17 protein-coding genes and 1 other RNA gene are annotated in these 13,568 nt (G+C 58.4%); 10 read left to right on the top strand and 8 right to left on the bottom strand.

Features of this window, described 5'->3' with window-relative positions:
* The first annotated feature begins 28 nt into the window (after positions 1-28).
* The 3 genes from MHN28_RS06480 (at position 29) to rnpB (ending at position 1,929) form a co-directional block, all read left to right on the top strand.
* On the top strand, positions 29-727 hold the full coding sequence (locus MHN28_RS06480; protein WP_239337265.1) for a hypothetical protein: 699 nt from the start codon (positions 29-31) through the stop codon (positions 725-727).
* Positions 672-1,388, top strand: a complete 717-nt coding sequence (locus MHN28_RS06475; RefSeq protein ID WP_370645675.1) for an N-acetylmuramoyl-L-alanine amidase — start codon at positions 672-674, stop codon at positions 1,386-1,388. The genes MHN28_RS06480 and MHN28_RS06475 overlap by 56 nt, the downstream gene beginning before the upstream one ends.
* A gap of 125 nt (positions 1,389-1,513) precedes the next feature.
* An RNA gene (gene rnpB, locus MHN28_RS06470) (RNase P RNA component class A) lies at positions 1,514-1,929 on the top strand.
* A 9-nt stretch (positions 1,930-1,938) separates the two neighbouring features.
* Here the strand turns inward: rnpB and MHN28_RS06465 are convergent.
* The 3 genes from MHN28_RS06465 to MHN28_RS06455 form a co-directional block, all read right to left on the bottom strand.
* The gene (locus tag MHN28_RS06465; protein WP_239337260.1) at positions 1,939-2,271 is read right to left on the bottom strand and encodes a GYD domain-containing protein; all 333 of its coding nucleotides are present in this window, start codon (positions 2,269-2,271) and stop codon (positions 1,939-1,941) included.
* Positions 2,272-2,341: 70 nt separating this feature from the next.
* Positions 2,342-3,184 carry a DUF2182 domain-containing protein gene (locus MHN28_RS06460; RefSeq protein ID WP_239337258.1) on the bottom strand — a complete coding sequence of 281 codons (843 nt, stop codon included), beginning with the start codon at positions 3,182-3,184 and terminating at the stop codon, positions 2,342-2,344.
* A gap of 13 nt (positions 3,185-3,197) precedes the next feature.
* A complete protein-coding gene (locus MHN28_RS06455) occupies positions 3,198-3,860 on the bottom strand; it encodes a DUF1326 domain-containing protein (protein ID WP_239337256.1) in 663 nt (220 codons plus the stop codon).
* A gap of 325 nt (positions 3,861-4,185) precedes the next feature.
* Here MHN28_RS06455 and MHN28_RS06450 point away from each other — a divergent pair, with 325 nt between their 5' ends.
* The gene (locus tag MHN28_RS06450; RefSeq protein WP_239337255.1) at positions 4,186-4,884 is read left to right on the top strand and encodes a DUF533 domain-containing protein; all 699 of its coding nucleotides are present in this window, start codon (positions 4,186-4,188) and stop codon (positions 4,882-4,884) included.
* 132 nt (positions 4,885-5,016) lie between these two features.
* Positions 5,017-5,184, top strand: a complete 168-nt coding sequence (gene rpmG / locus MHN28_RS06445; protein ID WP_007799108.1) for a 50S ribosomal protein L33 — start codon at positions 5,017-5,019, stop codon at positions 5,182-5,184.
* Here rpmG and MHN28_RS06440 read toward each other — a convergent pair.
* Positions 5,177-5,404 (bottom strand): hypothetical protein, encoded by a 228-nt coding sequence (locus tag MHN28_RS06440; RefSeq protein ID WP_239337254.1) that lies wholly within the window; start codon positions 5,402-5,404, stop codon positions 5,177-5,179. The two genes, rpmG and MHN28_RS06440, sit on opposite strands and share 8 nt — an antisense overlap.
* Between MHN28_RS06440 and MHN28_RS06435 the strand changes: the two genes are divergently transcribed.
* On the top strand, positions 5,403-5,909 hold the full coding sequence (locus MHN28_RS06435; protein WP_239337253.1) for a hypothetical protein: 507 nt from the start codon (positions 5,403-5,405) through the stop codon (positions 5,907-5,909). The genes MHN28_RS06440 and MHN28_RS06435 overlap by 2 nt on opposite strands.
* 130 nt (positions 5,910-6,039) lie before the next feature.
* Here the strand turns inward: MHN28_RS06435 and MHN28_RS06430 are convergent, their stop codons facing one another.
* Together MHN28_RS06430 and MHN28_RS06425 are read right to left on the bottom strand one after the other, a co-directional pair.
* A complete protein-coding gene (locus MHN28_RS06430; RefSeq protein ID WP_239337252.1) occupies positions 6,040-6,816 on the bottom strand; it encodes a Bax inhibitor-1/YccA family protein in 777 nt (258 codons plus the stop codon).
* Between the two features lie 181 nt (positions 6,817-6,997).
* A complete protein-coding gene (locus tag MHN28_RS06425) occupies positions 6,998-7,207 on the bottom strand; it encodes a DUF1127 domain-containing protein (RefSeq protein ID WP_239337251.1) in 210 nt (69 codons plus the stop codon).
* A 127-nt stretch (positions 7,208-7,334) separates the two neighbouring features.
* On the opposite strand from MHN28_RS06425, the gene MHN28_RS06420 reads away from it, so the two are divergent.
* A complete protein-coding gene (locus MHN28_RS06420) occupies positions 7,335-8,216 on the top strand; it encodes a LysR family transcriptional regulator (RefSeq protein ID WP_239337249.1) in 882 nt (293 codons plus the stop codon).
* A gap of 7 nt (positions 8,217-8,223) precedes the next feature.
* Here MHN28_RS06420 and MHN28_RS06415 read toward each other — a convergent pair whose 3' ends face one another.
* Positions 8,224-9,180, bottom strand: a complete 957-nt coding sequence (locus MHN28_RS06415) for an NADPH:quinone oxidoreductase family protein (RefSeq protein WP_239337247.1) — start codon at positions 9,178-9,180, stop codon at positions 8,224-8,226.
* A 324-nt stretch (positions 9,181-9,504) separates the two neighbouring features.
* Here MHN28_RS06415 and MHN28_RS06410 point away from each other — a divergent pair, with 324 nt between their 5' ends.
* The 3 genes from MHN28_RS06410 to MHN28_RS06400 all read left to right on the top strand — a co-directional run bounded on the left by MHN28_RS06410 (position 9,505) and on the right by MHN28_RS06400 (position 12,161).
* Positions 9,505-9,876 (top strand): helix-turn-helix domain-containing protein, encoded by a 372-nt coding sequence (locus tag MHN28_RS06410; protein WP_239337245.1) that lies wholly within the window; start codon positions 9,505-9,507, stop codon positions 9,874-9,876.
* Positions 9,877-9,944: 68 nt separating this feature from the next.
* Positions 9,945-10,712: a histidinol-phosphatase gene (gene hisN / locus MHN28_RS06405; RefSeq protein WP_370645674.1), complete on the top strand. Its 768-nt coding sequence runs from the start codon at positions 9,945-9,947 to the stop codon at positions 10,710-10,712.
* 114 nt (positions 10,713-10,826) lie between these two features.
* Positions 10,827-12,161 carry an 8-oxoguanine deaminase gene (locus tag MHN28_RS06400; protein ID WP_239337240.1) on the top strand — a complete coding sequence of 445 codons (1,335 nt, stop codon included), beginning with the start codon at positions 10,827-10,829 and terminating at the stop codon, positions 12,159-12,161.
* Here MHN28_RS06400 and guaD read toward each other — a convergent pair.
* The gene (gene guaD / locus MHN28_RS06395) at positions 12,158-13,447 is read right to left on the bottom strand and encodes a guanine deaminase (RefSeq protein ID WP_239337238.1); all 1,290 of its coding nucleotides are present in this window, start codon (positions 13,445-13,447) and stop codon (positions 12,158-12,160) included. The genes MHN28_RS06400 and guaD overlap by 4 nt on opposite strands.
* Positions 13,448-13,568: the final 121 nt, after the last annotated feature.

Genomic DNA, 13,568 nt, shown 5'->3' with positions numbered 1-13,568 from the left:
GCAAGACGAGCTAAGACGGAGCAGCCGAATGCGCTTTACGCTTCTGATCCCCGCAATCGGGCTTGTGGCCGCCTGCAACACGGTGGCCCCGGTCCAGGGTACAGGTTTCAACACGCCCCAATACCAGGCGCAGCGCGAGGCTGCGCTGGCAGGGCAGGGGTATACCGGAAACCCTCTGGTTGGCCCGTCTGAAGTCTCAGAACAGCAACTGGGCGCTCCCGGCACCACGCCGACGGGTGACAACGCTGATATAGCCTCAGCAACAGCTGCTGCTTTGGCCAGCACATCGGGGCAGAGTACGGTCACTCAAGCCCCGCTTTCTGCGACCAGCAACAACGCGATCTCCGATGAACAGGATTTTGAGGCCGTATCGGGCCGTCGCACAATTGAATCCGACGCGGCACTAATTCAGCAGAACCGCCAAACCTACGAAGTCGTCACCCCGACCGCCGTTCCGCAACGTGGTTCGGATGGGCAACCGAATATCGTGCAATACGCTCTGAGCACTTCGAACCCTGTTGGCACACAACTCTACAGCCGTGCCGGTTTCAACCTCGAGGCCAAGGCTCAGCGTAATTGCGCCAAGTTCCCATCGCCGGATCAGGCTCAGATCGAATTTCTGGCCAATGGAGGCCCGCAGCGTGATCGCAATGGGCTGGACCCTGATGGCGATGGCTACGCCTGCGGCTGGGATCCCAGTGCATTCCGCAGTGCCGTCAACAACTGAATCGCTGTCGCCGATCTGGCACCCATCGCCCAATTTCGGGCCGCGCAGGGACGGGCTGACGCCGTCGCTGATCGTTCTGCACTATACGGCCATGGACAGCGCGCAGGACGCGCTGGACCGGCTGTGCGACCCCGTTCATGAGGTCTCGGCGCATTACCTGATCGGTGTTGACGGAACATTTTGGCAGATGGTTCGGGAAAGGGACCGCGCCTGGCATGCCGGGGCCGGAGAGTGGCATGGGCAGAACGACATCAACTCCCGCTCAATCGGCATCGAGCTGGACAACACCGGCCGGCATCCGTTCTCTGAGCCACAAATGAACGTGCTGGAGCGGTTGCTGCGCCAGATCATGCACCGCTGGGCCATTCATCCAAACGGTGTAATCGGACATTCCGACATGGCCCCGGGCCGAAAATTTGATCCGGGCTCCCGATTTGACTGGTTGCGACTGGAACGCAACGCGCTGGCCGGGCGACGCGGAGACCCTGAAGGACCTCGAGACGCTCCAGTGGATCAGTTCCGCGCTTTGGCAAGGGCCGCTGGTTTCAGCGCCGATGTTGACGACGAAACCCTATTGTCCGCTGTCCGCTTGCGCTATCGACCCTGGGGCAAAGGCCCGTTGCGCTCTGCCGATCTCGCACCTTTAACCAAACAAACCTGATCCGCGCTTCATCCGGCCAAAAATACCTCGGGGTTGAATTGGCCGCAGGCCAAGAAGGGGCTGGCCCCTTCGCGCCCTCATCCACCCTTGACGCCGCTGGGCCCAGAGCGTACCCACCCAAATGCGCGGAGGGCCGGATGGCCGCTGGGGCTTAGGCCCGAGAGGAAAGTCCGGACTCCACAAGACAACGGTGCCGGGTAACGCCCGGGCGGGGCAACCCGACGGAAAGCGCCACAGAAATCAGACCGCCACGGCCTGTCGAAGGTTCGCCTTCGGCAAAACGTGGTAAGGGTGAAACGGTGGGGTAAGAGCCCACCGCGCCGCTGGCAACAGCGGCGGCACGGCAAGCCCCACCGGGAGCAATGCCAAATAGGGTCCCCGCGCGGGATGGTCGGCGTCAGCCGATACCACCGCTAAGCGCGTCTTGGCCGAGAGGGACCGGGTTGGCAGCTTGAGCCGCGCAGCAATGCGCGGCCTAGAGGAATGGTCATCGAAGGGGGCAACCCCGGAACAAGATCCGGCTTACAGGCCCTCCGCGCGTATTTCCCGATCAGTTGCCCGGCGGCGTGTAGGCACCCGTCAGTTTCGCAGCTTTTTTGGTGACGGCGACGAAATCTTTCGCCGTCCAGGCACGTACCGTTTCAATCTTTGAAACAGCGCCGGACGCGGCAACGGCCATGCCAATTGCAACTGCATCCGTGCCATCCGGGGCCTCGCTGATGACCACAACATCATTGTCCCCGGTGGTCATATAAAACGCCAGTAACTTGCCGCCGACTTTTTTCAACAGCTGCTTTACAGGCGCTGTGCGATCTGCGGGTTTCTTCAGCATTCCTTTGACGCCTTCCTGCGAATAGGACGCGTATGTGATGAAAACAGGCATTATCTCTCCTCCTTGGGTCAATGCTTTTGGAACTATGAAATTGGCCGGCTCCACGGCCTGTAATCTTGCTTCAGAATCCAGTCAGAACTGCGTCCAGAACGACCCACAAACCCGCTGCGATCAGCACTATTCCCGTCAGTGCGGGCAGCCAGCGCGCGCCGGGCAGCAGCTTTTCCAGGGCCACGTACACGGCAATACCGGCGATCCAGTACAGGTTCATGATACCGCCCACGAACAACAGCGCCATCAATGCCCAGCAGCAGCCGAGGCAGTACAACCCGTGCAATGCTCCGGTTCGGAGCGCGCCATAGGCTCCGGGCCGATTATGATCTGCAATGAACCGGGCAGGGCTCTGACAGTGCTTCAGGCATGCGGTTTTGAGGTCGGACAACTGATAGGCTCCGGCGGCAATCAGAACGCACCCGGCAAAGGCCTTGGACCGGATTGTCATCATGGGTCCATCTGACAACCCGACGCTTTCCAGCCCCCATTGCAAGCTGGTCGCAATAAGGCTGAAAAATGCCCAGGCGATCAGATATCCCGTTAAGAAGCAAAAGCTGAAACGCGCCGCCTTGTCCCTTTCACGACCGACCCGCTTTATCGCCGTGTACAGCAGAACCGCCGGAGCGGCACTGGGCGTCATCATCGCGATCATCATGACCCACCACATCAGAAAGATCAGGATCGCGTATTGCAGATCCCAAACGGGTGGACCGCCCATTTGCATGGGCTCTCCGATCGGGCCGGCCATCCGGGTCATCTCGGTGGCGGTCATGTTCATGCCAATTCCGGCAATGGTGTACCATGCCGAGGCCAGAACGATCAGGAACACGCCTCCAAGTACGATGGCCCGGTCATGCAGCATCAGCCGCTCGACCGCCCCTGTGCGAGGCGGAGTGGGGTGCGATGTCATGGTATGCCCCGGATCAGGCGCCCAGGACACCATGGCCCGAAATGTTCAGATGGGCCAGATGAGCATGGGTCGCGTCAAAGGTCAGACTGATTTCACCGCCATGTGTTTTGGCCGAGCCAGAGGCGGCCTCGGCGTGACGGTATTCGAACCCGTTGGGCAGTTGAATCGAAGCCCTGTGCGCCGCGCCGGATACGATATGCGGAATTGGGCTGACCTCGACGTCGAATATCCCCGTTGCCTTGGCAAAGCCCGTACGCTCGTCACGATTCCAGTTCAGTTCAATCGGAACGTAAAGCGTTTCGTGTTTGGTCGGCGCCATTGCGCTGTAGACGTACCACATCGTGGCCATCTCATCGGTATCTTCACCCGTCATGATGGCCTGAAGGGCCGCGCGCTGATCTACGCTGGCGCTTTCGTCGATGATCAGTTGCATCTGGCCGTTGCCCTCATGGATCGGGCCTGGCCAGTAGTACACTCCGGCAGCTCGCACCCCGGCCAGATCAGTGTCTCCGTAGTGACCGCTTTCGATGTCGAACACGACGACGGCTTCGCAATTGCCGTGTGTCGGAAGTACGCTGAACTGGCACGGGCAGCCAAAGTTGCAATTGCAATTGGCCAATTCTTCGCCCTTGATGGTCCACTCTGTCATGATGCCCCCCAAAACAATATCAATCATGCAAACTCTGCTATTGCAGTCGCTTGCCTGTTCATGGTGCCTCGATGACCGAACCCGAAATTGGTTTCTTGGGATTTTTGTTGGGCGAAAACTATCACAAATTCGAATTTCATACAAATTAGGTTCAGGCATGTGCGGGAATACGCCTGTTGCAAGATCATTGGATCAAACTGGCGCTGCGGTCTGCCAATATCTCTTAACCTAAGATAGCGCGCCATGTGGCCTTTCGCGTAATCTGTTTAGCCGCCCGTTGCGGCAGTGAATGATTGCGTCACAGAAATCTGTTAAGTTGCGGAAACGCATTTTGAGAACCGGGAGGATTGTTATGAGTTTCATGAAAGCGCTGGCCTCGGTCGCGGTTGGATTTGCCGCCGCAAAAGGGATCGAGAAATACAAGCAAATGGGTGGAATGGCCGGGCTGCAGGACATGATGCAAGGTGCCGGAGGCGGCTTTGGCATGGATCAGCTTGGCAAGATGGCGGAACAGTTCGGCATGCCGGGGGGCGCAGCAGGATTGCAGGAAATGATTGGAAAACTCGGCATGGCGAACCCGGCCGGGGCTGCTGGTCTCGGCGGGTTGATGAATGCCATGCAAGGCGCGGCAAAGACCGGCAGCCAGCAAACCGTGGACATGATGGAGACGGTGTTCAAGGGCACTCCGGGCGGTGCCGTGATGGAGGTGCAGGCCAAGGTGATGCTGCGCGCAATGATCCAGGCGGCCAAAGCGGACGGAGAGCTGGATGAACATGAAAAGGAAACCATTCTCGGCGAGTTGGGCGACGATATCAGCGATGAGGAACGCACCTTTGTTCAGGACCAGCTGAACGCCCCGATTGATGTGATCGGGCTGGCTGCCGAATCCGGTGCGCCGCTGAAAACGCAGGTCTACGCCACGTCACTGGCGGCGATTCGTCTGGATAACCAACGCGAGGCGTCTTACCTGAGGCAACTGGCTACCGCGTTGGGCTTATCGGACGCCGAACGTGACCAGATACACGCGTATATGGGCGCGCCAACCCTATAGGCCTTGGACTGTTCCCATAACAGTCACCCATGTGCCCGATAGCTCTTGACACGGGCCGTGCAAGGCGTAAAAGCGCACGCTCATAGGAATTCAACCGAAAGGCCCCTGCCTTTCCGGACGCAGGAGATAACCATGGCGAAGCCGACGACAATCAAGATCCGTCTGAACTCGACCGCGGGCACGGGCCACTTCTACGTGACCAAAAAGAACGCTCGCACAATGACCGAGAAAATGACCGTTCGTAAATACGACCCGGTCGTTCGTAAGCATGTCGAGTACAAGGAAGGCAAGATCAAATAATCTGCCGTCCGTCTTGGACAAGTTCAAAAGGGTTCCGCAACAGCGGAACCCTTTTTTGTTTCACCTGCGGGCGCTGCCAGGTGAACACCCGGTTGGAGCCGAGAACCTGGCCGTTGCAGTGGCGCATCAGCGCCTTTCCTATTCGTCCGAGCGGCGGGTTGCTTTTTGCAGCACCTTGACCATACGCTTCAGCAAACCGTCCCAAAATGTTGGTCGCCATGAAAAAAATCTTGTTATCCACAATTACCGTGCTTGCCCTTGCGGCCTGCGAAGACCCCTATAACCGTTCCGGCGTGGGGTTTACCGGCATTGATGGTGAGCCGCGGACTGTCTCGGATGTGCCGGGCTCGGTCGCGTTTGTGCCACAGGCTACGAACATCCCGGCAGAACTCGCCATCCTTCCCGCAGTAAACGTGGTCACAGATGAAACCGAGCTGCAGAAAGTTGCGCGGGTCGCGATCGATAATGGCGGTCAGACCGACACCAACGCCGTCGCCCTCAGCGGCTCGGATGTCAATCTGTACCTGAGCACCGTCAAAGTGAACGGCACTTTGTTCGGTGTGCTTCGGACTGCAAACAATGGCACACGCGTGGACAACAGTATCGGCGCAGCATTTGGTCAAAATGCCGAACAGTTTACGGGGTGTTTGCCAACTGGCGAAGTGTATCGCAAAGGGACATCGTCGCGCAGCTCGGGGTTTGCCGTGGCTCTGAATTGCAGCTGATCGAACCAACGGATAGTTTATCCAAAGGCCCTCACCGCGCTGGTGAGGGCTTTTTCATTTCCGGTGATGCATGCCAACGAAAAAGGCGGGCCGATGTGGCCCGCCTTTTATTTCGAACAATGGTTTGCCGTTATTCGCGGTTGCCGAACAGCTGCAGCAGGAACATGAACATGTTGATGAAGTCCAGATACAGGCTCAGCGCGCCCATGATGGCGGCTTTACCCAGCCATTCCTGATCGCCCGAATGGGCCATCTGCAGGTAAGTGTTCTTGATGTTCTGCGTGTCATAAGCCGTGAGGCCAGCAAAGATCAGCACGCCGATAACCGAGATGGCAAAGGCGACAGCCGAAGAAGCCAGAAAGATGTTCACGATCGAAGCTACGATCAGGCCGATAACGCCCATGATCAGGAACGTGCCCATCGCGGACAAGTCTTTCTTGGTCGTGTAGCCATACAGCGACAGGCCCGCAAAGGCGATCGCCGTGATCAGGAACACCTGAATGATAGACTGGCCGGTGAAGACCAGGAAAATCCAGCTGATCGACACACCCATGACCGCCGCAAACAGATAGAACACGGTCTGTGCTCCGGCTGCGGACAGGCGGTTAATCCCGGCGCTGAAGCCAAAGATAAAGGCGAGCGGTGCGAACATGATCACCCATTTCAGAGGCGAAGCGAACAGGGTGTAGCCGAACGAAGTCAGGTATTTGCTTTCGCTCAGCTGTGCTGCCGCCGCTGACGGATCGGTTGTGGTCGCAAGGCCTGAGATCGCCCAAGCCGCTGCAAACGTAATCAGCATGCCCACGGACATCGTGCCGTAGACTTTGTTCATATGGGCGCGCAGGCCCTCGTCAATCTGGGCAGCGCGCGCGCCGGTCGCCGTCCGGATCGTGTCAAATTGTGCCATTAAGGGTCTCCCTTCGCATAGTTCTTATCGTGGCCCCGATACGGGCCCCGTTCCCCGCAAATATCGGCAAGTGCGGGCTGCGTTTCAAGGGTTTAAAGGCGGAAACTGGCTAAAACACGCAACAAAAATGGCAGCCCGGTGATCCGGACTGCCTTTCGACGTCAAAAGATGCAAACATGCGTTACTTTTGCCAGAAATCCGGGGCGTCCCAGACAAATCGCGCGGCCTCGGCTTCGGCCTGTTCACGGGTGATCCCGATGTCTTCCAGGGCGCGGTCATCCAGTCTTGCAAGCGATTGGCGCTGACGCTGAAGGGCCAGCGCCCCCCAAAGCGAGGACAACGAAAAGCGACGCTGAGGCTTGCAGTGTTGTTTGAGTGCAATTTGGGTCATGTCTATTGTCCTTTCATAGAATTCCGATGGTTCTCATTGGTTCCATCAACTTCCTTGATTTATATGGACTGATATGTCACATTTTGAAAATGAATATTTTTGAAGAGATGCATAAGGATCTGTGAACATGCGAAATCTGGACATCACCACCCTTCGTTCATTTGTTGCCGTTGCGGATCAGGGCGGCGTGACGCGGGCCGCCGGATTTCTGCATCTGACTCAGTCTGCTGTTTCCATGCAGCTGAAGCGGCTGGAAGAGTTGCTGGGTTTGGAGTTGCTGGACCGCAGTGGTCGCACAATTGCGCTGACGGCCTCTGGTGAACAACTGCTGGCCTATGCCCGGCGTATGATCGCTTTGAACGATGAGGTGATATCTAAGCTCACGGACCAGGCTTACGAAGGCGAAGTTGTTCTGGGCGTTCCGCATGACATCGTCTACCCGGCCATTCCTCGGGTTTTGCAACGGTTCAACGCTGACTTCCCGCGGGTCCGCGTGCAATTGGTATCGTCTTATTCGCTGCAGCTGAAAGAGATGTTCAATCGCGGCGAATGCGATCTGATTCTGACGACCGAGGCTTCGACGGCGGACGGATCTGAAACCGTGGCCGAGTTGCCGTTGCGCTGGATTGGTGCTCCGGGCGGGTCGGCATGGCGCAAGCGCCCGATCCCTCTGGCAGTTGGCCGACGGTGCGTGTTCCGGCCGCAGATGATTTCGGCCTTGGACGCGGCGGGCATCCCGTGGGAACTGTCGGTCGAAACGGAAAACGACCGCACCATCGAGGCCACCGTCAGCGCTGACCTGGCTGTTCACGCTATGCTTGACGGCACCGAGGCGGCACATCTCGAACAGATCGATGCCGCAGGGGCGCTGCCCGATCTGCCAGCGCACATGATCAACCTGTATGGGGGCGAGGCCGGACGCGGTGCCGTCGTTGAGGCTCTGGCCACCTTGGTTCGTCAGAACTTCCGTATGCTGGGCAGCGCGCCGTTAAAGGCTGTTGTTGGGTAAGCGCCTGTCAGGGCGTCACCACGACTTTGCCGGTGGCAACCCGGTCGCGCAGCAGGTCCATGCCCTTTTCGGCTTCGGCCAATGGAAGCACATGGCTGATATGGGGCTTGATCCGACCCTCAGCGAGCCAGCCAAATAGTGTGTCAAAACTGTCCTGAACGATCTGGGGTCGGAACTTCAGGTAGCCGCCGATGTAGAATCCAATCACCGTCAGGTTTTTTACCAGCAGATGATTCGCCGGGATTTGCGGAACATCACCGCCTGCAAATCCGATGGGCAGCAGTCGGCCTTCGGGGTTGGTTGCCCGGAACGCGGCTTTGAACACGTCGCCGCCGATTGCGTCATAGACGACATCCGCGCCGCCCAGTTCCTTGACGCGTGCGCGCAGGTCTTCGGACGCGTCGATCAGATAATCGGCACCTGCCGCGCGGGCGACATCCAGTTTGTCCTGCCCCCGTGCATGGGCGATCACAGTGGCGCCCATCAGTTTGCCGATCTCGACGGCTGTCAGCCCGACGCCGCCTGCTGCACCAGTTACCAACAGGGTTTCGCCGGGTTGGAGGTGCGCGCGATGGTCCAGGGCGATGTGGCTGGTGCCGTAAGCGATCTGGATCGCTGCAGCGTTTTCAAAGCTTATCCCATCGGGCAGGGGGATCGCCCGGTTCGCGTCAAAGACGCCATACTCAGCCAGGCCGCCCTGACCTGAATATACAGCCACGCGATCTCCGAGGCTGAGGTGCGCGACGTCCGGGCCCAGCTTGTCGACGACACCGGCGATTTCCAATCCAAGCGTGAACGGAGCCGTCGGTGTGTCCTGATAGGTCCCTTTCTGCATCAACAGGTCAGCGAAGTTCAGTCCACAAGCCTTTATAGCGACGCGAACCTGTCCTGCGCCGGGCTCGGGCAGGGCGACTTCACTCAGTCGGGCTGCGGCGCCTTCGGTTGGAATAGAGTATGCCAGCATGATCGCGCTCCGTCCTTTTTTCGGGGCATAGATTCGTTTCAACTGCGGATTGTCAATCATTTCCCGACGGTGTCGGTTGTCTGGTGCACAATTGGTTGGCGGTGCAGGCCAAGACGCTGCGTCGAAATTGTACAACCCTAAATCTTTGTCGCCCGAAACAAATTCAACCTTCTTGAAAAAATACCCAAATGAGGCAATATTGCGCTATGGTGCTGTTTTGGGGGCATGATCCAAAATTAGGGAGTGGTTAAGCACGACTCGCTAGTGTTGCGATGACAAAGATCACGCGCCCTTGGTAGTTGTGTGTAGTAGAGGAGAATACCAATGACCCATCACGTCGATGTCCATGTGGGCAAGCGCGTCCGACATCGCCGCTGGCTGATTGGCATGACCCAGCAACAGTTGGCTCAGCAAGTTGGTATTAAGTTTCAACAAATTCAAAAGTATGAAACGGGTGCCAACCGGATCAGCGCGTCTCGCCTGTGGGATATTGCTGAGGCATTGGACGTTCCCGTCAGTTTTTTCTTCGAAGGTCTGGAAGAGGCCGAAAAAGAGAGCACTGGCAAAAAATCGGTTCCTGCCGATCTGATGGGGGACAAGGAAGCTCTGGATCTTGTGCGGTCCTATTATGCGATTCCCGAAAACCAGCGCCGCCGCCTGTTCGAACTGGCTCGGGTTCTCAGCGACGTAGCATAAATTCGCGGGTTGACTCTGTATCGCATGCGCCGCACGGGTAACGCATGCAAGAGTCTTCGTTAAGCGATCTGGAAGTAGCCGAAGAAATGGCCGACGCGGCACGCGTGGCCATTCTTCCGTTTTTCCGGCAAACCAATCTTCAGACCTCGAATAAACTGGATGACGGGTTCGACCCTGTCACCATCGCCGACCGCGATGCCGAAAAGGCAATGCGCGAGGTTCTGGCGCGCCATCGTCCCAACGACGGCATCTTTGGCGAAGAGTTTGGCCGCGACGAAGGCACCAGTGGCCGCACCTGGGTTCTCGATCCCATCGACGGCACCCGAGGGTTCATCAGCGGAACACCCACCTGGGGTGTGTTGATTGCCCTCAGTACCTCTCACGGCCCGATCATGGGTGTGATTGATCAGCCGTATATCGGCGAGCGGTTTGTAGGCTCGGCGGACATAGCGCAAGTCACTGGGCCGACGGGGACGGCAGCTTTACAAACACGCTCAACGTCCGCTTTGGATCAGGCAATTGTCTTCACCACCTTCCCCGAGGTCGGTACGCCCGAAGAACGTTCGGGGTTCGAGGCTGTGGCCCGGCAAGCAAAACTGACCCGCTATGGTATGGATTGCTATGCCTATGCGCTGGTGGCGGCGGGGCAGGTTGATCTGGTGATCGAGTCCGGCCTGAACGCATACGATATTCAAGCCCCAATCGCGGTTATCGAGGCCGCAGGTGGTGTCGTGACAGACTGGCAGGGTGGCCCGGCCCACAATGGCGGTCGTGCTTTGGCGGCCGCAAACCCGGACCTGCACGCAGCGGCTTTGAAAATCCTGCGAAACTACTGATATTGGTTGCTGCGCTCAGATCGGTCGGGTAGGTTCTGCCCGGCTGGTTCTTGTGTCCGTTTTCCGCCAGCCGTTGCACTCCATGCATGAAACGGGCTGATGCAGGAGGGCAAAATGACTGAAATCCTTATCAAAAACGCAGACACCATTCTGACAATGGATGACGCGCGGCAAGAGCTGCCGGGCGCGGATATTCTAGTCCGAGGTGGGCAGATCGAACAGATCGGCCACAATCTGCAGACAACCGGAGAAATCCACGACGCTTCGGGTTGTGTCGTGACGCCGGGGTTGGTGAACACCCATCACCACCTCTATCAGACCCTGACGCGGGCAGTTCCAGGCGGGCAGGATGCGCTGCTGTTCGGGTGGTTGCAGACGTTGTACCCGATCTGGTCGCGCTTTGGCCCGGAAGAGATGTTCGTGTCGGCTCAGATCGGTCTGGCTGAACTGGCCCTTTCCGGCTGTACGCTCAGTTCCGACCATCTGTACCTGTACCCGAACGGTGCGCGCCTGGATGACACAATTGCCGCCGCTGCCGAGATTGGCATGCGGTTCCACCCGACCCGCGGCGCGATGAGCATCGGTGAAAGCGACGGAGGGTTGCCGCCAGATGCGTTGGTCGAGGTCGAAAGCGCGATCCTTGACGACATGACCCGTGTGGTCGACACCTTTCATGACCCCTCCGAGGGATCAATGTGCCGGGTTGGATTGGCCCCTTGTTCCCCGTTTTCCGTCAGCCGCGATCTGATGCGCGACACAGCGGTTCTGGCGCGCGACAAAGGCGTGATGCTGCACACCCATCTGGCTGAAAACGATGAGGATATTGCGTACTCGCAGGCTCAATTCGGATGCCGCCCCGGTCAATATGCCGAGGACTTGGGCTGGACCGGATCAGACGTCTGGCATGCCCATTGCGTCAAGCTGGACGGGGCAGAGATCGATCTGTTCGCCAGATCCCGCACGGGTGTTGCGCATTGCCCTTGTTCCAATTGCCGATTGGGTTCGGGTATTGCACCGATTCGGGCGATGCGCGATCAGGGCGTCCAGGTCGGGTTGGGTGTCGATGGATCGGCCAGCAATGACTCTGGCAATTTGATCCTTGAAGCGCGTCAGTCCATGCTGCTTCAGCGTGTCGCCAATGGCGCGGATGCCATGTCTTCCCGAGAAGCGCTTGAGATCGCGACGCGCGGCGGAGCGGATGTCTTGAACCGCCCCGATTGTGGGCGGCTAGAACCGGGAAAACGTGCCGACATCGCCATTTGGAACACACGTGGCATTGAAAGTGCGGGCAGTTGGGACCCGGCCGCATTGCTGCTGGCCGGGCCGATGAAGGTGAAGCATCTGTTTGTAGAAGGACGACAGATCGTGCGGGATGGGCATGTCACAACCCTAGACATACCCCGCGTGATCGAACGGCAGAACCAACTGGCCCGCGCGTTGCAGGCCTAGGGAGTCACGCGACGACCGGCGATCCAAACCTCGGCGATTGCCCGGTCGTCGCCCATCATGATGGTTGGGAAGATTGCCTCCCACAGGTCATCGGCGCAAGCTTCGCGTTGAGCGATTGCAGGGGTCGAGGCCAGGTCGAGAACGACCAGATCAGCCTCCATCCCCGGTGCGACGTTGCCAATGCTATCGTCCATTCGCAACGTGCGGGCCGATCCGACCGTGCCCAGCCAAAGCAGTTGCGCGGCGTGCAGGGGTGATCGGCGCAATTGCCCGATCTCATAAGCCGCCGCCATCGTCCGCAGCATTGAAAAGCTCGACCCGCCACCAGTGTCCGTCGCCAGCCCTACCCGATGTCTGTCGCGCATCAGTCCAGCCATGTCGAATAAGCCGGACCCGATGAAAGTGTTTGAGGTTGGGCAATGGATCAGCGAGGCGTCGATCTCGCGCAACCGGTCGCGTTCGCGTGCTTCAAGGTGAATGGCATGACCATACAGGCCATTTGGACCCAGCAGGCCGAATTTCTCATAAGTGTCCAGATAGTCCCGCGCGTCGGGGAACAGCTCGCGAACCCAGGCGATTTCATCCGTCTGCTCGCTGAGATGGGTTTGCATCAGGCAGTGAGGGTATTCGGCCCATAGGGCGCCCATCGCTTCCAGTTGCTCGGGCGTTGAGGTCGGCGAAAACCGTGGAGTGATAGCGTAGGATATCCGATCGACGCCATGCCATTTTTCCAGCAGCGCCTGGGATTGGTCATAGGCCGTTTGCGCAGTGTCCTGCAGCCCTTCGGGCGCGTTGCGGTCCATACAGGTTTTACCCGCTACCACACGCTGACCGCGTTGTTGGGCAGCGGTGAAGAAGGCGTCGACGCTTTCGGGGTGGATGGTGCAGAAACTGCACATGGTTGTGGTGCCCTGCGCCACCGTCAGATCGAGATACCGGTTGGCAATCTCACTTGCATAATCGACGCTCCCGAACTTCATTTCCTCGGGGAACGTGTAAGAATTCAGCCAGTCGATCAGGCGCTTACCCCAGCTGGCGATCATGGCCGTCTGGGGGTAGTGCACATGCGCGTCCACGAAACCGGCCATGATCACATGCTGGCCGTGGTCAACAACTTGGGCGTCTGGGTTCGCGGCGATCAGGCTGTCTGCATCCGCGACAGCAGAGATGCGGCCATCTTCAATCAGTACCGCTTCGCTGATCGTCACGGCCTCTGTCGGCTCACCTTCAAAAGGTGATCCGTTGAAACTCAGGACGCGCCCTTTCAGAAGCGTTTTTTGCGCCATTTCCATCTCTCTCCGCCTGTATGGGACTGCGAAACAGCATAAGGGGACGAAACTTGCCGGTAAATCGGCGCATTGTCATTGTTTTCCGGTAGCTGCTTCTTCTAATTAGGGGTCAATGCGC

The organism is Ruegeria sp. Ofav3-42, assembly GCF_022347725.1.
Lineage (GTDB): Bacteria > Pseudomonadota > Alphaproteobacteria > Rhodobacterales > Rhodobacteraceae > Ruegeria.
The sequence above is the reverse complement of the archived record's forward strand: the minus strand, read 5'-3'. Positions and strand labels throughout refer to the sequence as shown.